Raw genomic sequence first — 19,486 nt, forward strand, 5'->3', positions numbered from 1 at the left:
CTTAGCGGTCCACGTCGGCCATAACGAAGTCGATACTACCCAGGTACGCAATCAGGTCCGCGACCATGCTGCCTTTGATCACCGAAGGGATCTGCTGCAGGTGGGCGAAGCTCGGAGTACGGATCCGGGTACGGTAGCTCATGGTGCCGCCGTCGCTCGTCAGGTAATAACTGTTGATGCCCTTGGTCGCTTCGATCATCTGGAAGGATTCGTTGGCCGGCATGACCGGGCCCCACGAAACTTGCAGGAAGTGCGTGATCAGGGTTTCGATGTGCTGCAGCGTGCGCTCTTTCGGCGGCGGCGTGGTCAGCGGGTGATCCGCCTTGTACGGGCCTTCCGGCATGTTGCGCAGGCACTGGTCGATGATCTTGACGCTCTGGCGCATCTCTTCGACGCGAACCATGCAGCGGTCGTAGGCATCGCCGTTGGCAGCCAGCGGCACTTCGAACTCGAAGTTCTCGTAACCGGAGTATGGGCGCGCCTTACGCAGGTCGAAGTCGCAACCGGTGGAACGCAGGCCAGCACCGGTAACGCCCCATTCCAGGGCCTCTTTGGTGTTGTACTGGGCAACGCCGATGGTACGCCCCTTGAGGATGCTGTTCTGCAGGGCGGCCTTGGTGTATTCGTCGAGGCGCTTTGGCAGCCATTCAACGAAATCTTTCACCAGTTTTTCCCAGCCGCGCGGCAGGTCGTGGGCGACGCCGCCGATGCGGTACCAGGCCGGGTGCAGACGGAAACCGGTGATGGCTTCGATCACCGTGTAGGCCTTCTGGCGGTCGGTGAAGGTGAAGAACACCGGAGTCATGGCGCCGACGTCCTGGATGTAGGTACCCAGGAACAGCAGGTGGCTGGTGATCCGGAAGAACTCGGCCATCATGATGCGGATGACGTCGACTTTCTCTGGCACCTTGATGCCGGCCAGCTTCTCGACCGAGAGCACGTACGGCAGGTTGTTCATCACGCCGCCGAGGTAGTCGATACGGTCGGTGTACGGAATGAAACTGTGCCAGGACTGACGCTCAGCCATCTTCTCGGCGCCACGGTGGTGGTAACCGATGTCCGGAACGCAATCGACGATCTCTTCACCGTCCAGCTGCAGGATGATGCGGAACGCACCGTGCGCCGAAGGGTGGTTCGGACCCAGGTTGAGGAACATGTAGTCCTCGTTCGCCCCGGAACGCTTCATGCCCCAGTCTTCAGGACGGAAGCGCGCGGCTTCTTCCTCAAGCTGTTGCTTGGCCAGGTTCAGGCTGAACGGATCGAATTCGGTGGCGCGCGCCGGGAAGTCCTTGCGCAGCGGGTGACCTTCCCAGGTCGGCGGCATCATGATGCGCGACAGGTGCGGGTGACCTTTGAAGTCGATGCCGTACATGTCCCAGACTTCACGCTCGTACCAGTTGGCGTTCGGCCAGATGCTGGTGACGGTCGGCAAGCTGAGGTCGCTTTCGGACAAGGCGACCTTGATCATCACGTCACTATTACGTTCCAGCGACATGAGGTGATAGAACACGGTGAAATCGGCACCGCTCGGCAGCCCTTGACGCTTGGTGCGCAGACGCTCGTCCACGCCGTGCAGGTCATAGAGCATGACGTACGGTTTGGGCAGATTGCGCAGGAAGGTCAGGACTTCGACGAGCTTGGCGCGAGCCACCCACAGCACCGGCATGCCGGTGCGGGTCGGCTGAGCGGTGAACGCTTCGGCGCCAAAACGGTTGTTGAGTTCGACGACCACATCCTGGTCGTCTGCCTTATAAGGCGGGATGTACAGAGCACTGCCTGTAGTCATGGTTATTTTTTCGCTTTCGGTCAACGTAAAGAATGAAGCCAGCTTCTCGTTTCTTTGAAACAGACTGGATCAGACTTCGTCAGGGCTGCGCAGGTTGGTGACTGCGATTCGCTGTTCGCGGCGCTGTTCCTTCTGCGAAGGCATGTCGGCGCGATAGACGCCTTGATCGCCAACGACCCAGGACAGTGGGCGACGCTCCTGGCCAATGGATTCCTGCAACAGCATCAAACCTTGCAGAAATGCTTCTGGACGGGGCGGGCAGCCAGGTACGTAGACGTCAACGGGCAGGAACTTGTCCACCCCCTGAACCACGGAGTAGATGTCGTACATGCCGCCGGAGTTGGCGCACGAACCCATCGAGATCACCCACTTGGGCTCGAGCATCTGTTCGTACAGGCGCTGAATGATCGGCGCCATCTTGATGAAGCAGGTCCCGGCGATAACCATGAAGTCGGCCTGACGCGGTGATGCCCGGATAACTTCGGCGCCGAAGCGCGCGATGTCGTGGGGCGCCGTGAAGGCCGTGGTCATTTCCACGTAGCAGCACGACAGACCGAAGTTGTACGGCCACAGGGAGTTCTTACGTCCCCAATTGACCGCGCCACTCAGCACGTCTTCCAGCTTGCCCATGAAAATGTTTTTGTGGACTTGATCCTCTAACGGATCGGAAACGGTTTCCCGCTGGCCGATCGGATACTGCTCGTTAGGAGCATCGGGGTCGATTCTGGTGAGATTGTATTGCATTGCCAAAGCCTCATTGTTTCAGCTTCGCCTGCCGCTTGCGACGAGCTTCCGGAGCCCAGTCAAGGGCGCCCACTCGGAACAGGTAGACAAGACCTGCCAACAGAATTGCTATGAAAACGAGAGCTTCGACGAATCCGGTCCAGCCGCTTTCGCGGACGGACACAGACCATGCAAAGAGAAAGAGGGCTTCGATATCGAAGATCACGAACAGCATCGCGACCAGATAGAATTTGGCTGAGAGCCGCAAGCGGGCGCCACCGGTAGGTAGCATGCCGGACTCGAACGGTTCGTTTTTGCTGCGGCCCCAGGCTTTTGACCCGAGGAGGCTGGAGACGCCGAGCATGAAGGCACACAGGCCGACTACACCCAGAAGGAAAATGGCAAAGCCCCAGTTGTGGGCCATGAGTCCTGTCGCTTCGGGCATGCTGGAAATCCTTAACAGAGAGCAAAGGTCTCTGAGCTTGATAAAGAAATAAGGCAGTGACGATATGTCGCAGCAATCAATCGCGCTGATTTTATGGCTAAACACCCGGCAAGTAAAATTCCTATAGCGAAATTATTTATTGGAATAAGGACATAGCGCACCTCGAAGGGCCCGCAGCCCATGCGCTGCGGGCATTAGCCGGGATTTCACGAATTATGTTTTGTAGGAAATGTAACGAACATAGTTGTCGCTAAATGATAATTGATATCGTTTGGAGTGATTGGGTAACTGTTTAACGGGTCAGTAGTCGGGAAGTTGTCTTATATCCGCGTTACTGCAAGTAGCGGCGGCGCCCGTTTTAACCGGTTTTTCCGATACGGATACCGCTCTGGATCAATGTTTTGCCTGACAGGCTGTGCCATTTCCTGAGGTGCCCGGAAAGGCGCAGGCAAAAAAACGCCCCGAACCAGTCGGGGCGTCAGTTTTTCGGCAGTGCGGTTAGCTTTCTATACGGTCCGCAAAGGCCGTTCGCTCAGACGAAGTCGATCAGTGGAACTGTTCTTCTTCGGTCGAGCCGGTCAACGCGGTCACCGAGGACGTGCCGCCCTGGATCACGGTGGTCATGTCGTCGAAGTAGCCAGTGCCCACTTCCTGCTGGTGAGCCACGAAGGTGTAGCCCTTGGCGGCGTCAGCGAATTCCTGCTCTTGCAGCTTCACGTAGGCAGTCATGTCGTTGCGGGCGTAGTCGTGCGCCAGGTTGAACATGCTGTGCCACATGTTATGAATGCCGGCCAGGGTGATGAACTGGTGCTTGTAACCCATGGCGGACAGTTCGCGCTGGAACTTGGCGATGGTCGCGTCGTCCAGGTTTTTCTTCCAGTTGAAGGAAGGCGAGCAGTTGTAAGAGAGGATCTGGTCCGGGTATTCCTTCTTGATCGCTTCAGCGAAGCGACGGGCTTCGTCCAGGTCTGGTTTGGCGGTTTCGCACCAGATCAGGTCGGCGTACGGCGCGTAGGCCAGGCCACGGGCGATTGCCTGATCCAGACCTGCACGAACCTTGTAGAAACCTTCCTGGGTACGGGTGCCAGTCACGAACGGCTGGTCGTACGGGTCGCAGTCGGAAGTCAGCAGGTCGGCAGCGTTGGCGTCGGTACGGGCCAGGATGATGGTCGGTACGCCGGCAACGTCGGCAGCCAGACGAGCTGCGGTCAGCTTCTGCACGGCTTCCTGGGTTGGAACCAGCACCTTGCCGCCCATGTGGCCGCATTTCTTCACGGAAGCCAGCTGGTCTTCGAAGTGAACGCCGGCGGCGCCTGCTTCGATCATGCTCTTCATCAGCTCGTAGGCGTTCAGTACGCCGCCGAAACCGGCTTCAGCGTCAGCCACGATTGGCGCGAAGTAGTCGATGTAGCCTTCGTCGCCCGGGTTCTTGCCGGCTTTCCACTGGATCTGGTCGGCGCGACGGAACGAGTTGTTGATGCGCTTGACCACGGTTGGAACCGAGTCCACCGGGTACAGCGACTGGTCCGGGTACATCGATTCGGCGGAGTTGTTGTCCGCCGCGACTTGCCAGCCCGACAGGTAGATCGCCTGGATACCGGCTTTAACCTGCTGCACAGCCTGACCGCCGGTCAGGGCGCCCATGCAGTTGACGAAATCTTTCTCTGGGCGGAAGGACGGCTTGGCACCCTGGGTGACCAGGTTCCACAGTTTTTCGGCGCCCATTTTTGCAAAGGTGTGCTCTGGTTGAACCGAGCCACGCAGACGGACGACGTCAGCAGCGGAGTAATTGCGAGTCACGCCTTTCCAGCGCGGGTTTTCAGCCCAGTCTTTTTCAAGGGCTGCAATTTGCTGTTCGCGTGTCAGTGCCATGGAGATAAACCTCGTCGCGTCTTTATGAAAAGTTGTTCTGCGGTGGAAAATTCCTTGCGCTCGCTGACCAGAAGCTTAGGTGGTCAGGTCGGGTTCGGCGGGGCAGGCGACGGGATGAACGATGAGCTCGAGGGGAGGTGAGCAGGTAAAGGCGAACTGGCGGGCGCATTCAGGCGTCGTGGGCCTTTATACGAACTACAGTGTAAAGCCGGGTTACCTAATTACGCTTCCGTCCCTCGGGACAACTTCGTTCCAGTCGGCAACCTCGTCAAACACACCTTGTGGGCGGTACAGACACGAAACGGCTCGCGGGGATGGTTGCGAGCAGCGCTTCGAAGGCCCTTGCCAGGGCCTCTGATTAGCGGGAGCGAGGCCATCATGCCTTCGCTTTTTTGGCTCGTCAAACGTTTTGTAGTGCTTTTTTTCAAGCACTACATCTTTCGTCTAATACGACTAATCAGTCAGTTTTCGGTGCTTTAGTCCAACGTGTCGACTTTCACCCGCAACGTCATGTCATCCCGGCCTTGAGTCGAGTAGCTGCGGGCCAGGCCCTGTTTGTCGGCTTGGGTCTGGCGATTCACGCCGGCGAGGGTGATCCATTCGCCCAGCCGTCCGGTGACAGTTGTGTCGGTGCTTTGCACGTTCACTACATCGGGACGTTCCTGGCTCATGCGGTCACGGTTGGTACTGATTGCCAGGTGAACGGTTTCGCCGGTGACGCTGGCGGTGACGTAAAAACCCTGTGTGACGTTGCGATATTGCGTCTGGCTGCTGTAATCGCCGTAGGAGTTGGTCTGGCTGCTGGTGATCGGCACGCTCTGGCCGACCTGGATCAGTGCCGGTGCACCTTCGCTGGCCTGAATTTGCTGAATGCCGCCGTCACGGCTGGCGGTGCTGCGGCTGATGATGCGGGTTTGCGCGCCGTTCACCGAATAGCCTTCATCGCCACGACCGTTGTTTTCGTTGGTGTCGACTGTGATCAGCAGGCGCTTGGGCGTGGTGTCGAGTTGCGAGAGCAGGTCCTTGAGTTCTTGAATCTTGCCGGGCTCGGCCTTGACGATCAGTTGGTTGCCATAGGCGCTGACCTGGCCGTCCTTGCCGATAAAGTCCTGAGCCACCGGCAGCATGTCGGCACTGGTGTGGTACTTGAGGGGCACGATTTCTGTGGCTGCCATCACCGAAAAACTGCAGCCGAGCAGCAGGGTGGTGAGCAGGGTGCGTAGGGACATGTCCGTTATCTCCGCTTTCGAAAGGCTTGATATTGCCAGTTTGTCGGCCCGGGGTGGGGCAAGTTGAATCGTAGACAGCAAAACGCCCCGGCATCGTGAGATGGCGGGGCGTTTTGCGTGTTACGTGATCGTTCAGGCCGAATGACGAACCATATCGACATGCGGAATCCCGGCCTCGAGGAATTCCTCGCTGACCAGGTTGAAACCCAGACGCTCATAGAACGCCGTGGCCTGCACCTGGGCGCTGAGCATCTGCTGCTTAAGGCCGCGTGCTTCCGCTTCGGCAATCACCGCTTGCATCAGCGCATCGCCAACCTTCAAGCCGCGCCAGTCCTTCAGCACCGAAACCCGGCCAACATGCCCGTCGGGCAAAAGGCGGGCGGTGCCGATCGGAAAGTCGCCTTCGAAGGCCAGGAAATGCACCGCCGTAGCGTCATCGGCGTCCCACTCAAGCTCGGGTGGAACCGATTGTTCGGCAATGAACACCGTTTCGCGAATGCGGCGGATCTCGGCGTTGTCCTTTTGCCAATCTGCAACACGTACGCGAATCTTATTCATCGTCGGCGAACCCCAGGCTTCCCTGTTTGACCAGTTCGCACAGCAGGCCGCGACCGTCTTCATCGCTCAGCCAGTCACCGAGGTTGTCGGTGTGCAGGGCGTCGGCGGAGCAGATCAGCTTCAGCAGTTCGCGCAGCTTGCCCGGCAGGTAGCGGCTCTGGCCGCTGGCGAACAGCAGCAGATCGTCATCGACGTCCGACCACGCCAGGCGCGCGCTCGGATTGCGGATCAGGATGGCGCCGTCTTCGAGCGCGCCGAGGAGGTCTTCTTCCTCGACTTCTTCCGGCCCGACCACCAGCTCCGGATAGCGCGGCTCGGTCATGTACTGGCCGAACCAGGTCAGCAGCAGGCGTTCGTCGCTCATGTGCTCGGCGAGCAGCGCTTTCAGGCGGCCGAGGGCATCGTGCTGGATCTGATGTGGATCATCGCTGACCGGTTTTGCATCGGCGTCGGTATAACGCTCTTCGTCAGTCAGGAACTGGCTGAGGAAGTCGGTGAAGTGGGTCAGCACTTCTGCGGCGCTTGGTGCGCGGAAACCGACCGAGTAGGTCATGCAGTCGTCGACGGCAACACCGCAGTGGGCCAGGCGCGGTGGCAGGTAGAGCATGTCGCCCGGTTCCAGGACCCACTCTTCAGTCTCGTGGAATTCGGCGAGGATGCGCAGGTCGGCGTGTTGCAGCAGCGGGCTTTCGGAGTCGCACATCTGGCCGATTTTCCAGTTGCGCTTGCCGTGGCCTTGCAGCAGGAACACGTCGTAGTTATCGAAGTGCGGGCCGACGCTGCCACCCGGGGCGGCGAAGCTGATCATCACGTCGTCGACGCGCCAGCTCGGCAGGAAGCGGAAGTTTTCCAGCAGCTCGCTGACTTCCGGCACGAACTGATCGACCGCCTGCACCAGCAGGGTCCACTCGCGCTCCGGCAGTTTGCTGAATTCGTCTTCGGCGAACGGGCCGCGACGCAGTTCCCATGGACGCTCGCCGTGCTCGATCACCAGGCGCGATTCGACTTCTTCTTCCAGGGCCAGGCCGGCGAGTTCGTCGGCGTCGATCGGGCTTTCGAAATCAGGAATCGCCTGACGGATCAGCAGTGGTTTTTTCTGCCAGTAATCGCGCATGAATTCGCGCGCCGTGAGACCACCCAGAAGTTGAAGAGGAATATCGGGATTCATATGTAACCTATTGAAAAAAAGCATTTTTCAGACGGGAATAAAAACGCCCGGCGCGGCCGGGCGTCTCAAACGGGTCAAGCAGTCGGTCAGATGCGTTTGGCTTGCGCTACAGCGTTGCCGATGTAGTTGGCCGGAGTCAGTTGCTTGAGCTCGGCTTTCGCAGCGGCCGGCATGTCCAGGCCATCAATGAAAGTCTGCAGCGCTTCAGGGCTGATGCCCTTGCCGCGCGTCAGTTCTTTCAGCTTCTCGTACGGGTTTTCGATGTTGTAGCGGCGCATCACGGTCTGGATCGGCTCGGCCAGGACTTCCCAGCAAGCGTCCAGATCGGCAGCGATCTTGTCAGCGTTCAGTTCGAGCTTGCTGATGCCTTTGAGGCTCGCTTCGTACGCGATCACACTGTGGGCGAAACCCACACCGAGGTTGCGCAGAACGGTGGAGTCAGTCAGATCGCGCTGCCAGCGGGAGATCGGCAGTTTGCTCGCCAGGTGCTGGAACAGCGCGTTGGCGATGCCCAGGTTGCCTTCGGAGTTTTCGAAGTCGATCGGGTTGACCTTGTGCGGCATGGTCGACGAACCGATTTCGCCGGCGATGGTGCGCTGCTTGAAGTAACCCAGGGAGATGTAGCCCCAGATGTCACGGTCAAAGTCGATCAGGATGGTGTTGAAGCGCGCAATGGCGTCGAACAGCTCGGCGATGTAGTCGTGCGGCTCGATCTGCGTGGTGTACGGGTTGAAGGCCAGGCCCAGCTCGTCTTCGATGAAGGCGCGGGCGTTGGCTTCCCAGTCGATCTGCGGGTAGGCCGACAGGTGAGCGTTGTAGTTGCCGACAGCACCGTTGATCTTGCCCAGCAGCGGAACGGCAGCGACCTGAGCGATCTGACGCTCGAGACGGTAAACCACGTTCGCCAGCTCTTTACCCAGAGTGGTCGGCGAAGCCGGCTGGCCGTGGGTGCGCGACAGCATTGGCACGTCGGCGAAGCGCAGGGCCAGTTCGCGGATGGCGTTGGCGGTCTGGCGCATCAGCGGCAGCATCACGTCGTCACGACCTTCGCGCAGCATCAGGGCGTGGGACAGGTTGTTGATGTCCTCGCTGGTGCAGGCGAAGTGGATGAATTCGCTGACCTTGGCCAGCTCCGGCAGCTTGGCTGCCTGCTCCTTGAGCAGGTATTCGATCGCTTTGACGTCGTGGTTGGTGGTGCGCTCGATCTCTTTCACGCGCTCGGCGTGCTCCAGCGAGAAGTTTTCGGCCAGTTCGTTCAGAACGGCGTTGGCTTCGGCGGAGAAGGCTGGCACTTCCGGGATGCCGGCGTGAGCGGCCAGGCGCTGGAGCCAGCGCACTTCAACCAGAACGCGGGCACGGATCAGGCCGTACTCGCTGAAAATTGGGCGCAGGGCCTGGGTTTTGCCGGCGTAGCGGCCGTCAACAGGGGAAACCGCAGTGAGCGAAGAGAGCTGCATGGGGTGTTCTCGGACAGTCGGGCAACGAAATGGGGCGCGTATCATACATGAAAAAATCCGCCGGTCCGTCGCCAACTGACCGGCGTATTACGCGTTACAGACTACAAAGCTTTTGTTGCGCGGTGATTTACTCGCTGCGCATCAACGGATACAGCTCTTTGAGCAATTTGCGCCGGCTGACGACCAGTTGCCAGCGGTGACCGCCGAGCTGGCGCCACAGGCGGGCCGAACGAATGCCGGCGAGCAGCAGGGCGCGGATCTTCGAGGCATTGCTCGGCTGCTGCAGATTGCGCATGTCGCCATGCACCTGAATGCGTTGGCGCAGCGTGCTCAGGGTGTCCTGATACAGCGCACCGCAGGCCGCGATCACGTTTTCGTGGGCCGGGCCGAAGTGCTCGACCTGCGACTGGATCTGCGGCAGGCGTTTGCCGATCACGTCGAGCATGTCGTCGCGCTTGGCCAGTTGTCGCTCAAGACCAAGCATCGACAGGGCGTAACGCAGCGGTTCGCGCTGCAGAGTGCTCGGGTCGCGCTCGAGGGCGCCGATCAGCGCGCGGTAACCCTCGCGCAGGTTGATATCGTCGCCGCCGTAAACATCCAGCGTGTCTTTCGGGTCGCGAACCAGCAGGCTGCCGAGCATGCAGCTCAGGCCGGCCTCGTTGGTCTGACCGGTCTTGGCGATCCGGTCGACCAGCACGGCGGCGAGAAACACGCCGCCCAGAGCGGTCAATTGCTCCTGAGTCGGGCTCATGCCTGGCCGCTCCAAGGCTCGGCGACTTCGATCACGCCGCCACCGAGGCAGATTTCACCGTCATAGAACACCACCGACTGGCCCGGCGTGACCGCGCGTTGCGGCTCGTCGAACACGGCGCGATAGCCGGTGTCGGTTTTCTCAAGGGTGCAGGCCTGATCGCTCTGGCGATAACGGACTTTGGCGGTCAGACGCAGCGGCTGGCTCAGATCGATCGGATTGACCCAATAGATTTCCGAAGCGAGCAGGGCGCTGGAGAACAGCCACGGATGGTTGTTGCCCTGACCGACGATCAGCTCGTTGGTGTCCAGATCCTTGCGCAGCACGTACCACGGCTCGTCGCCGGCGTCTTTCAGACCACCGATGCCCAGGCCCTGACGCTGGCCGATAGTGTGGTACATCAAACCGTGGTGACGGCCGATGACTTCGCCTTCGGTGGTCTTGATCTCGCCCGGTTGTGCCGGCAGGTATTGCTTGAGGAAATCGCTGAAGCGACGCTCGCCGATGAAGCAGATCCCGGTGGAATCCTTCTTCTTGGCGGTCGCCAGCTCGTATTTCTCGGCAATTGCACGGACTTCCGGTTTTTCCAGCTCGCCGACCGGGAACAGGGTCTTGGCGATCTGTTCGCCGCCGACAGCGTGCAGGAAGTAGCTCTGATCCTTGTTCGGATCCAGGCCCTTGAGCAGTTCGGTGCGGCCGTCGATGTCGCGGCGGCGCACGTAGTGACCGGTAGCGATCAGGTCGGCGCCGAGCATCATGGCGTAGTCGAGGAACGCCTTGAACTTGATCTCGCGGTTGCACAGGATGTCCGGGTTCGGCGTGCGGCCGGCCTTGTATTCGGCCAGGAAGTGCTCGAACACATTGTCCCAGTACTCGGCGGCGAAGTTGGCGGTGTGCAGTTTGATGCCGATCTTGTCGCACACGGCCTGGGCATCCGCCAGGTCGTCCATGGCGGTGCAGTATTCCGTTCCGTCGTCTTCTTCCCAGTTCTTCATGAACAGGCCTTCCACTTCATAGCCCTGCTCGATCAGCAGGAGAGCGGAAACGGAAGAGTCCACGCCGCCGGACATGCCGACAATGACGCGCTTCTTGGATGTGTCAGAAGGGGCTGGATCACGCATAGGGATTCAATGAGTGTCTTGAAAAAGGACGCGATTCTATCAGGCTCACGGCCTCAAGGCTAAAGGGAAGGGCGGATCAGTTCGAGGCCGAAGCGATTGCCGGCCAGATAATCATCGATGCAACGGATGATCAGCTCGCTGCGCCAGTTATCGCGCTGGGCCAATAATTCGTCGCGGTTCAGCCACTTGGCGCCGACGATGCCGTCGTCCAGTGGGTAATCCGGGTGATGTTTCACGGCTTTGGCGCTGAAGCACACGCGCTGGTAAGTCACGCCGTTGCTCGGGGCGGTATACAGATAAATGCCGACCACGGCGGTGGGCTCGACGTCCCAGCCGGTTTCTTCGAGGGTTTCGCGTACGGCGGCTTCGATCAGGGTTTCGTCCGGATCCAGATGGCCGGCCGGCTGATTGAGCACGTTACGCCCGGCCTTGTGTTCCTCGACCATCAGGAAACGACCGTTGTCCTCGACGATGGTGGCGACAGTGATGTGGGGGAGCCATTGCATTGATTGAATCTCCTGGGCGAAAGGCAGAAACACAAACCCCGGCACGAGGCCGGGGTTTGTGATGTTCCCTTTACAACCTTATACCAGCGCAGCAATCGCCGCGTTGAGGGTTGCGCTTGGGCGCATGGCCTTGCTGATCAGCTCGGCATCGGCGTGGTAGTAACCGCCGATGTCCACTGGCTTGCCTTGAACGGCGTTGAGCTCGGCGACGATGGTCGCTTCGTTCTCGGTCAGGGTCTTGGCCAGAGTCGCGAACTGCGCTTGCAGTGCAGCGTCTTCAGTCTGGGCGGCCAGGGCTTGTGCCCAGTACATCGCCAGGTAGAAGTGGCTGCCGCGGTTGTCGATGTTGCCGACTTTGCGCGATGGCGACTTGTTGTTGTCGAGGAACTGGCCGGTGGCCTGATCCAGGGTCTTGGACAGAACCAGCGCTTTCGGGTTGTTGTAGTTAACACCCAGGTGCTCGAGAGAAGCGGCCAGGGCCAAGAATTCACCCAGCGAATCCCAGCGCAGGAAGTTCTCTTCGACCAGTTGCTGCACGTGCTTCGGAGCCGAACCGCCGGCGCCGGTTTCGAACAGGCCACCGCCGTTCATCAGCGGCACGATCGACAGCATCTTGGCGCTGGTGCCCAGTTCCATGATCGGGAACAGGTCGGTCAGGTAGTCGCGCAGTACGTTGCCGGTCACCGAAATGGTGTCCTTGCCTTCGCGGGTGCGCTGCAGGGTGTATTTCATGGCATCGACCGGCGCCATGATCTGGATGTCCAGACCGGCGGTGTCGTGATCCTTCAGGTAAGCCTGAACCTTCTCGATCACCACGCCGTCGTGGGCGCGCATCGGGTCCAGCCAGAAAATGGCTGGAGTTGCGCTTGCGCGAGCACGGTTGACGGCCAATTTGACCCAGTCCTGGATCGGCGCGTCTTTGGTCTGGCACATGCGGAAGATGTCGCCGGCTTCAACAGCCTGTTCCATCAGCAGGGTGCCTTTGCTGTCGGTCACGCGAACCACGCCGTCGGCCTTGATCTGGAAGGTTTTGTCGTGGGAGCCGTACTCTTCAGCCTTTTTAGCCATCAGGCCAACGTTTGGCACGCTGCCCATGGTGGTCGGATCGAAAGCGCCATTGGCTTTGCAATCTTCGATCACGGCCTGGTAGATGGTGGCGTAGCAGCGATCCGGGATCACAGCCTTGGTGTCGTGCAACTGGCCGTCAGTGCCCCACATCTTGCCGGAGTCACGGATCATGGCCGGCATCGAGGCGTCGACGATAACGTCGCTCGGCACGTGCAGGTTGGTGATGCCTTTGTCGGAGTTGACCATCGCCAGCGACGGACGAACGGCGTAGACCGCTTGAATGTCAGCTTCGATCTGGGCTTGCTGCTCGGCCGGCAGGGATTTGATGCGGGCGTACAGGTCGCCGATGCCGTTGTTCAGGTTGAAGCCGATTTCGGCCAGCACGTCGGCGTGCTTGGTCAGGGCGTCCTTGTAGAACTCGGCAACGATCTGACCAAACATGATCGGGTCGGAGACCTTCATCATGGTGGCTTTCAGGTGAACCGACAGCAGCACGCCTTGCTGCTTGGCGCTGTCGATTTCGGCGGCGATGAACGCGCGCAGGGCCTTTTTGCTCATCACGGAGCAGTCGAGGATCTCGCCCGCCTGAACGGTGGTCTTTTCTTTCAGGACGGTCGCGGTGCCGTCTTTGGCGATCAGTTCGATCTTCACGGCGTCAGCGGCGTCGATCAGGACAGCTTTTTCGCTGCCATAGAAATCGCCGGTGCTCATGTGAGCGACATGAGACTTGGAGTCTTTGGCCCAGGCGCCCATTTTGTGCGGGTGCTTGCGAGCGTAGTTCTTGACCGACAGCGGCGCACGACGGTCGGAGTTGCCTTCACGCAGAACCGGGTTCACGGCGCTGCCCTTGACCTTGTCGTAACGCGCCTTGGCTTCTTTTTCGGCGTCGTTGGTCACGGATTCCGGGTAGTCCGGCAGGTTGTAGCCCTGGGCTTGCAGTTCTTTGATCGCGGCTTGCAACTGCGGAACCGAAGCGCTGATGTTCGGCAGCTTGATGATGTTGGCTTCAGGCGTAACGGCCAGGTCGCCCAGTTCGGCGAGGTGGTCGGCTACGGCTTTGTCGCCCAGTTGCTCGGGGAAGCTGGCCAGAATACGTGCTGCAAGAGAGATATCGCGGGTTTCCACGGCGATATCGGCCGAGGCGGTGTAAGCCTCGATGATCGGCAGCAGGGAATAGGTGGCGAGGGCTGGAGCTTCGTCGGTGAAGGTATAGATGATCTTCGAGCGGGTGGGCATATTCGGATTAACTCTCTCTTCTTTGCTAAAGCGTGCGCAGAAACTCGAGGGGCGCCGGGTAAGCGCGTTCGTTCAAAGTCATCCATGAACCGAATGTCGAGAATCTTCGCGGTGATGTTGGGTGCATCAGTAGAGCGTCAAGCAGTCGGACTGCGGTAACAACCCGACCAATCAGGCGGAAAGTCTCGTGCTAGAGAGGCCAGCCGTCGTGACCCTGTGGTCAGCGGGCGGCATTATACATAGGTAGCTGGCAATCTGCCGATGGTTCATATGCAACGATTCTCGTCCATTGGTCTAAAGGTCGCAGGGCGGGGTGGGGCGTAGAGTCGCCGTGAATGCTTGAGATTGGCGCTTTTCCCTTTGCTTTCAGGCTTGTACGAAACGAGATGTGGTCGCGCCCGGAACAGAGGGTTTGCGTGTTGATTCAACTGGGTTACGCTCGAACCAAGCCAGATGTTCAATCCAAACAATGGAGTTCAGCATGGGTTACAAGAAGATTCAGGTTCCAGCCGTCGGCGACAAAATCACCGTCAACGCAGACCATTCTCTCAATGTCCCTGATAACCCGATCATTCCCTTCATCGAAGGTGACGGCATTGGCGTCGACGTCAGCCCTGTGATGATCAAAGTGGTTGATGCTGCCGTAGAAAAAGCCTACGGGGGCAAGCGCAAGATTTCCTGGATGGAGGTTTATGCTGGCGAAAAAGCAACTCAGGTCTATGACCAGGACACCTGGCTGCCCCAGGAAACCCTGGACGCGGTCAAGGATTACGTGGTCTCCATCAAGGGCCCGCTGACCACTCCGGTCGGTGGCGGCATCCGTTCCCTCAACGTCGCCCTGCGCCAACAGCTCGATCTCTATGTCTGCCTGCGCCCTGTGGTGTGGTTCGAAGGTGTGCCGAGCCCGGTGAAAAAGCCTGGCGACGTCGACATGGTGATCTTCCGCGAGAACTCCGAAGACATTTATGCCGGTATCGAATGGAAGGCCGGCTCCCCTGAAGCCACCAAGGTCATCAAATTCCTGAAAGAAGAAATGGGCGTCACCAAGATCCGTTTCGACCAGGATTGCGGCATCGGCATCAAGCCGGTTTCCAAAGAAGGCACCAAGCGTCTGGTGCGCAAGGCGCTGCAATACGTGGTGGACAACGACCGCAAGTCGCTGACCATCGTGCACAAGGGCAACATCATGAAATTCACCGAAGGTGCCTTCAAGGACTGGGGTTACGAGGTGGCGAAGGAAGAGTTCGGCGCAGAGCTGCTCGATGGCGGCCCATGGATGAAATTCAAGAACCCGAAAACCGGCCGCGAAGTCGTCGTCAAGGACGCCATCGCCGACGCCATGCTCCAGCAGATCCTGCTGCGTCCGGCCGAATACGATGTGATCGCCACCCTCAACCTCAACGGTGACTACCTGTCCGACGCCCTCGCGGCGGAAGTGGGCGGTATCGGTATCGCGCCGGGTGCCAACCTGTCCGACACCGTGGCCATGTTCGAGGCGACTCACGGTACTGCGCCAAAATATGCCGGCAAGGACCAGGTCAACCCGGGCTCGGTGATCCTGTCGGCGGAGATGATGCTGCGTCACCTGGGCTGGACCGAGGCGGCCGATCTGATCATCAAGGGCACCAATGGCGCCATCAAGGCCAAGACCGTGACCTACGACTTCGAACGTCTGATGGAAGGCGCCACGCTGGTGTCTTCTTCGGGCTTCGGTGATGCGCTGATCAAGCACATGTAAGAAAGCCAGCTGCAACGAAACCGCCCGGCTCGAGTAATCGAGTCGGGCGGTTTGTTTTCTGGCAGGTGTTCGGGTCGCTTCAGCTGGTCACTGACTGGTGATGAGCAGCGGACGGGGTCGCATCTTTTGCGGCTTCGACATTCTGAATTTTTGTGGCGTGCAGGCCTTTGGGGCCTTGCACGATCTCGAATTTGACGATCTGCCCGGCTTTGAGGGTTTTGTATCCGTCCATTTCAATGGCGGAATAATGGGCAAAGAAATCGATCAGGTGACCGTCTTCATCCTTCCCTTCGTGGGTCTCGGTGTTTATGAAGCCGAACCCCTTGGCATTGTTGAACCATTTCACCTTGCCGACAGCCATGCTCAAATCCCTCTGCAACAGTCTCCATCGCTGGAGTATCATCCAATTCATCCGCAGTCGAATCCGTTAAAAAGATTGACTCCGCGGATCTTTTTTCCCCACTGTGGGTTCTATTGGTTGTAACACCGTTTTCCCGATAGTCAAGGTGACCGGGCAGTCGGAGTTGAAAACGTGTCAAGCCGCCCCCACCACTGTATTTGCACAACTGACGAACCTTTCTTTCCATGCATGCAATCAGCCAGATTCGACTAACATTCAATCAGGATCGCCCGCTTCTCCAAAAGGATCTTCCACAGGAGCACGACGACGATTCGGCAGGCGTTGCTGTTCAGGAAGCAAAGCCTGCGTTACAGGCGCCGCCGATGTACAAGGTGGTTTTGTTCAATGATGACTACACACCGATGGATTTCGTCGTCGAAGTGCTCGAGGTGTTTTTTAACCTGAATCGCGAGCTGGCGACCAAGGTCATGCTGGCCGTCCACACAGAAGGGCGGGCAGTATGTGGAGTGTTTACCCGCGACATCGCCGAGACAAAGGCCATGCAGGTCAACCAGTACGCCAGGGAAAGCCAGCATCCGCTACTCTGTGAAATCGAGAAGGACGGTTAATCGCCGACCACTTGGGTATGAGGTGAAGCTATGTTAAACCGCGAGCTCGAAGTCACCCTCAATCTTGCCTTCAAGGAGGCACGTTCGAAACGTCATGAGTTCATGACCGTCGAACACCTGCTGCTGGCCCTATTGGACAATGAGGCTGCCGCCACCGTATTGCGTGCCTGCGGCGCAAACCTCGACAAACTCAAGCACGACCTGCAGGAGTTCATCGACTCCACCACGCCGCTGATCCCTGTCCATGACGAGGATCGCGAAACCCAGCCAACCCTGGGCTTCCAGCGTGTGCTGCAACGTGCTGTCTTTCATGTGCAGAGCTCGGGCAAACGCGAAGTGACCGGCGCCAACGTGCTGGTTGCAATCTTCAGTGAGCAAGAGAGTCAGGCGGTGTTCCTGCTGAAACAGCAGAGCGTTGCACGCATTGATGTCGTCAACTATATCGCCCACGGCATTTCCAAAGTGCCGGGGCATGGCGATCACTCTGAAGGTGAACAAGATATGCAGGACGACGAGGGCGGTGAGTCTTCTTCTTCAGGCAATCCGCTGGACGCTTATGCCAGCAACCTCAACGAACTCGCACGCCAGGGCCGGATCGATCCGCTGGTCGGGCGTGAAACGGAAGTCGAGCGTGTCGCGCAGATTCTTGCGCGCCGTCGCAAGAACAATCCGCTGCTGGTGGGCGAGGCAGGCGTGGGTAAAACCGCGATTGCCGAAGGCCTGGCCAAGCGCATTGTCGACAACCAGGTGCCGGACCTGCTGGCCAACAGCGTCGTTTATTCCCTCGATCTGGGCGCTCTGCTCGCGGGCACCAAGTATCGCGGTGACTTCGAGAAGCGCTTCAAGGCGCTGCTCAACGAGCTGAAAAAACGTCCGCAGGCGATCCTGTTCATCGACGAGATCCACACCATTATCGGTGCAGGTGCCGCTTCGGGCGGCGTCATGGATGCCTCGAACCTGCTCAAACCGCTGCTGTCGTCTGGCGACATTCGCTGCATCGGCTCGACCACGTTCCAGGAATTCCGTGGCATCTTCGAAAAAGACCGTGCTCTGGCGCGTCGCTTCCAGAAGGTCGATGTCGTCGAGCCGTCGGTGGAAGACACCATCGGTATCCTGCGTGGCCTGAAAGGGCGTTTTGAACAGCATCACAACATCGAATACAGCGATGAGTCGCTGCGCGCCGCTGCGGAACTGGCTTCGCGCTACATTAATGACCGGCACATGCCGGACAAGGCCATCGATGTGATCGACGAGGCCGGCGCCTATCAGCGTCTGCAACCGGTCGAGAAGCGTGTGAAACGCATCGAAGTGCCTGAAGTCGAGGACATCGTTGCGAAAATCGCACGGATTCCGCCGAAGCACGTCACCAGCTCCGACAAGGAACTGCTGCGTAACCTCGAGCGTGACCTGAAGCTGACGGTGTTCGGTCAGGACGCAGCGATCGATTCGCTGTCGACTGCGATCAAACTGTCCCGTGCCGGTCTCAAGTCGCCTGACAAGCCTGTCGGTTCGTTCCTGTTCGCAGGGCCGACCGGTGTCGGTAAAACCGAAGCCGCGCGTCAATTGGCCAAGGCGCTGGGGATCGAACTGGTGCGTTTCGACATGTCCGAGTACATGGAGCGCCACACCGTATCGCGTCTGATCGGTGCGCCTCCGGGTTATGTCGGTTTCGACCAGGGCGGTCTGTTGACTGAAGCGATCACCAAGCAACCGCATTGTGTATTGCTGCTCGATGAAATCGAGAAGGCGCATCCGGAAGTCTTCAACCTGCTGCTGCAGGTGATGGACCACGGTACGCTGACTGACAACAACGGGCGCAAGGCGGACTTCCGCAACGTAATCGTGATCATGACCACCAACGCCGGTGCTGAAACGGCGGCACGTGCTTCGATCGGCTTCACCCATCAAGACCACTCGTCCGATGCGATGGAAGTGATCAAGAAGAGCTTCACGCCGGAATTCCGCAACCGTCTGGATACCATCATTCAGTTTGGTCGCCTCAGTCATGAGGTCATCAAAAGTGTGGTGGACAAGTTCCTCACCGAACTTCAGGCGCAATTGGAAGACAAGCGTGTGCTTCTGGAGGTTACCGATGCGGCGCGCAGCTGGCTGGCGGCCGGTGGGTACGATTCGGCCATGGGCGCTCGTCCGATGGCGCGTCTGATCCAGGACAAGATCAAGCGTCCGCTGGCGGAGGAGATTCTGTTTGGCGAGCTGGCCGAGCATGGCGGTGTGGTTCATATCGACATCAAGGATGGTGAGCTGACGTTTGACTTCGAGACCACTGCAGAAATGGCCTGACGGCTGGTAAGTGAAAAGGCGCCTTCGGGCGCCTTTTTATTGTCTGTTTGTTTGGTGTGTATATCCGTTGCTGCGGTAACGGCTTCTTGGGGTTCCGCCCTTACGGCGGGTCACTTTTGGCAAACGCCCCAAAAGTAACCAAAAGGTCTCTAACCCTGACGTACGGCCCCTCGCTGAGGCTCGGGGTTCCTTCGCTCCGGGATCGATCCGGGGGCATCGCCTACGGTTTGCTTCGCTGCACCTCCTCTCGATGCATGCGGCTGCGCCGCACGGTCGCTGCGCTCCCACCCCCGGATCAATCCCTCCACTCAGCCTGCCGACGGGCCCTGCGATCAAAAGCGGTACTCGAGCTAACGCTCAGTGTGTTGAGTGGGGAGGGGCGTGGCGTGTTTGTCTTTTGCTCTGGCTCTGGCTCTGGCTTTTGATTTTTTGCCCCTTCGGCAGGCCGAGCGGAGGTGTCCATCAGGGGGTAGGCGCGCAGCGCCGTGCGGCGCAGCCGCATACATCGAGAGGAGGTGCAGCGAAGCAAACCGTAGGCGATGCCCCCTGATGGACACC

The 19,486-nt window shown here is 59.1% G+C and carries 16 protein-coding genes; 3 read left to right on the top strand and 13 right to left on the bottom strand.

Features of this window, described 5'->3' with window-relative positions; translation table 11 throughout:
- Position 1: 1 nt before the first annotated feature.
- The 12 genes from nuoC to JKA62_RS25955 all read right to left on the bottom strand — a co-directional run bounded on the left by nuoC (position 2) and on the right by JKA62_RS25955 (position 13,920).
- Positions 2 to 1,786: an NADH-quinone oxidoreductase subunit C/D gene (gene nuoC, locus JKA62_RS25900; RefSeq protein WP_011334957.1), complete on the bottom strand. Its 1,785-nt coding sequence runs from the start codon at positions 1,784 to 1,786 to the stop codon at positions 2 to 4.
- 69 nt (positions 1,787 to 1,855) lie between these two features.
- On the bottom strand, positions 1,856 to 2,530 hold the full coding sequence (locus tag JKA62_RS25905) for a NuoB/complex I 20 kDa subunit family protein (RefSeq protein WP_007951456.1): 675 nt from the start codon (positions 2,528 to 2,530) through the stop codon (positions 1,856 to 1,858).
- 10 nt (positions 2,531 to 2,540) lie between these two features.
- Positions 2,541 to 2,954: an NADH-quinone oxidoreductase subunit A gene (locus JKA62_RS25910; protein ID WP_003223812.1), complete on the bottom strand. Its 414-nt coding sequence runs from the start codon at positions 2,952 to 2,954 to the stop codon at positions 2,541 to 2,543.
- A gap of 546 nt (positions 2,955 to 3,500) precedes the next feature.
- Positions 3,501 to 4,826 (bottom strand): isocitrate lyase, encoded by a 1,326-nt coding sequence (gene aceA, locus JKA62_RS25915; protein ID WP_011334956.1) that lies wholly within the window; start codon positions 4,824 to 4,826, stop codon positions 3,501 to 3,503.
- 476 nt (positions 4,827 to 5,302) lie between these two features.
- Positions 5,303 to 6,055: a secretin N-terminal domain-containing protein gene (locus tag JKA62_RS25920; RefSeq protein ID WP_201820105.1), complete on the bottom strand. Its 753-nt coding sequence runs from the start codon at positions 6,053 to 6,055 to the stop codon at positions 5,303 to 5,305.
- A 132-nt stretch (positions 6,056 to 6,187) separates the two neighbouring features.
- Positions 6,188 to 6,613: a GNAT family N-acetyltransferase gene (locus JKA62_RS25925; protein ID WP_007951452.1), complete on the bottom strand. Its 426-nt coding sequence runs from the start codon at positions 6,611 to 6,613 to the stop codon at positions 6,188 to 6,190.
- The gene (locus tag JKA62_RS25930; protein ID WP_007951451.1) at positions 6,606 to 7,781 is read right to left on the bottom strand and encodes a ribosomal protein uL16 3-hydroxylase; all 1,176 of its coding nucleotides are present in this window, start codon (positions 7,779 to 7,781) and stop codon (positions 6,606 to 6,608) included. Before JKA62_RS25930 ends, JKA62_RS25925 begins: the two co-directional genes overlap by 8 nt.
- A gap of 86 nt (positions 7,782 to 7,867) precedes the next feature.
- On the bottom strand, positions 7,868 to 9,238 hold the full coding sequence (purB, locus tag JKA62_RS25935) for an adenylosuccinate lyase (protein WP_085712387.1): 1,371 nt from the start codon (positions 9,236 to 9,238) through the stop codon (positions 7,868 to 7,870).
- A gap of 127 nt (positions 9,239 to 9,365) precedes the next feature.
- Positions 9,366 to 9,989 carry a high frequency lysogenization protein HflD gene (hflD, locus tag JKA62_RS25940; protein ID WP_011334953.1) on the bottom strand — a complete coding sequence of 208 codons (624 nt, stop codon included), beginning with the start codon at positions 9,987 to 9,989 and terminating at the stop codon, positions 9,366 to 9,368.
- A complete protein-coding gene (gene mnmA, locus JKA62_RS25945) occupies positions 9,986 to 11,110 on the bottom strand; it encodes a tRNA 2-thiouridine(34) synthase MnmA (protein ID WP_011334952.1) in 1,125 nt (374 codons plus the stop codon). The genes hflD and mnmA overlap by 4 nt, the downstream gene beginning before the upstream one ends.
- 59 nt (positions 11,111 to 11,169) lie before the next feature.
- On the bottom strand, positions 11,170 to 11,616 hold the full coding sequence (locus JKA62_RS25950; RefSeq protein ID WP_011334951.1) for an NUDIX hydrolase: 447 nt from the start codon (positions 11,614 to 11,616) through the stop codon (positions 11,170 to 11,172).
- 78 nt (positions 11,617 to 11,694) lie between these two features.
- On the bottom strand, positions 11,695 to 13,920 hold the full coding sequence (locus tag JKA62_RS25955) for an NADP-dependent isocitrate dehydrogenase (protein ID WP_201820108.1): 2,226 nt from the start codon (positions 13,918 to 13,920) through the stop codon (positions 11,695 to 11,697).
- A gap of 481 nt (positions 13,921 to 14,401) precedes the next feature.
- Here JKA62_RS25955 and icd point away from each other — a divergent pair, with 481 nt between their 5' ends.
- The gene (gene icd, locus JKA62_RS25960; protein WP_064380687.1) at positions 14,402 to 15,658 is read left to right on the top strand and encodes an NADP-dependent isocitrate dehydrogenase; all 1,257 of its coding nucleotides are present in this window, start codon (positions 14,402 to 14,404) and stop codon (positions 15,656 to 15,658) included.
- Between the two features lie 79 nt (positions 15,659 to 15,737).
- On the opposite strand, the gene JKA62_RS25965 is transcribed toward icd, so the two are convergent.
- Complete coding sequence (locus JKA62_RS25965; RefSeq protein ID WP_201820111.1) at positions 15,738 to 16,019, bottom strand: cold shock domain-containing protein; 282 nt, start codon at positions 16,017 to 16,019, stop codon at positions 15,738 to 15,740.
- Between the two features lie 224 nt (positions 16,020 to 16,243).
- Between JKA62_RS25965 and clpS the strand changes: the two genes are divergently transcribed.
- Together clpS and clpA are read left to right on the top strand one after the other, a co-directional pair.
- Positions 16,244 to 16,627 carry an ATP-dependent Clp protease adapter ClpS gene (gene clpS, locus JKA62_RS25970; RefSeq protein WP_011334948.1) on the top strand — a complete coding sequence of 128 codons (384 nt, stop codon included), beginning with the start codon at positions 16,244 to 16,246 and terminating at the stop codon, positions 16,625 to 16,627.
- Between the two features lie 30 nt (positions 16,628 to 16,657).
- Complete coding sequence (clpA, locus tag JKA62_RS25975; protein WP_007951436.1) at positions 16,658 to 18,928, top strand: ATP-dependent Clp protease ATP-binding subunit ClpA; 2,271 nt, start codon at positions 16,658 to 16,660, stop codon at positions 18,926 to 18,928.
- Positions 18,929 to 19,486: the final 558 nt, after the last annotated feature.

The sequence above is a fragment of the Pseudomonas sp. B7 genome (genome assembly GCF_016735645.1).
In the GTDB taxonomy this organism is placed as follows: Bacteria; Pseudomonadota; Gammaproteobacteria; order Pseudomonadales; family Pseudomonadaceae; genus Aquipseudomonas; species Aquipseudomonas glycinae.

What these genes read in the sequence shown, in the direction of transcription:
- nuoC (WP_011334957.1), bottom strand. Translation starts at nt 1,786, where the DNA reads ATGACTACAGGCAGTGCTCTGTACATCCCGCCTTATAAGGCAGACGAC.
- JKA62_RS25905 (WP_007951456.1), bottom strand. Translation starts at nt 2,530, where the DNA reads ATGCAATACAATCTCACCAGAATCGACCCCGATGCTCCTAACGAGCAG.
- JKA62_RS25910 (WP_003223812.1), bottom strand. Translation starts at nt 2,954, where the DNA reads ATGCCCGAAGCGACAGGACTCATGGCCCACAACTGGGGCTTTGCCATT.
- aceA (WP_011334956.1), bottom strand. Translation starts at nt 4,826, where the DNA reads ATGGCACTGACACGCGAACAGCAAATTGCAGCCCTTGAAAAAGACTGG.
- JKA62_RS25920 (WP_201820105.1), bottom strand. Translation starts at nt 6,055, where the DNA reads ATGTCCCTACGCACCCTGCTCACCACCCTGCTGCTCGGCTGCAGTTTT.
- JKA62_RS25925 (WP_007951452.1), bottom strand. Translation starts at nt 6,613, where the DNA reads ATGAATAAGATTCGCGTACGTGTTGCAGATTGGCAAAAGGACAACGCC.
- JKA62_RS25930 (WP_007951451.1), bottom strand. Translation starts at nt 7,781, where the DNA reads ATGAATCCCGATATTCCTCTTCAACTTCTGGGTGGTCTCACGGCGCGC.
- purB (WP_085712387.1), bottom strand. Translation starts at nt 9,238, where the DNA reads ATGCAGCTCTCTTCGCTCACTGCGGTTTCCCCTGTTGACGGCCGCTAC.
- hflD (WP_011334953.1), bottom strand. Translation starts at nt 9,989, where the DNA reads ATGAGCCCGACTCAGGAGCAATTGACCGCTCTGGGCGGCGTGTTTCTC.
- mnmA (WP_011334952.1), bottom strand. Translation starts at nt 11,110, where the DNA reads ATGCGTGATCCAGCCCCTTCTGACACATCCAAGAAGCGCGTCATTGTC.
- JKA62_RS25950 (WP_011334951.1), bottom strand. Translation starts at nt 11,616, where the DNA reads ATGCAATGGCTCCCCCACATCACTGTCGCCACCATCGTCGAGGACAAC.
- JKA62_RS25955 (WP_201820108.1), bottom strand. Translation starts at nt 13,920, where the DNA reads ATGCCCACCCGCTCGAAGATCATCTATACCTTCACCGACGAAGCTCCA.
- icd (WP_064380687.1), top strand. Translation starts at nt 14,402, where the DNA reads ATGGGTTACAAGAAGATTCAGGTTCCAGCCGTCGGCGACAAAATCACC.
- JKA62_RS25965 (WP_201820111.1), bottom strand. Translation starts at nt 16,019, where the DNA reads ATGGCTGTCGGCAAGGTGAAATGGTTCAACAATGCCAAGGGGTTCGGC.
- clpS (WP_011334948.1), top strand. Translation starts at nt 16,244, where the DNA reads ATGCATGCAATCAGCCAGATTCGACTAACATTCAATCAGGATCGCCCG.
- clpA (WP_007951436.1), top strand. Translation starts at nt 16,658, where the DNA reads ATGTTAAACCGCGAGCTCGAAGTCACCCTCAATCTTGCCTTCAAGGAG.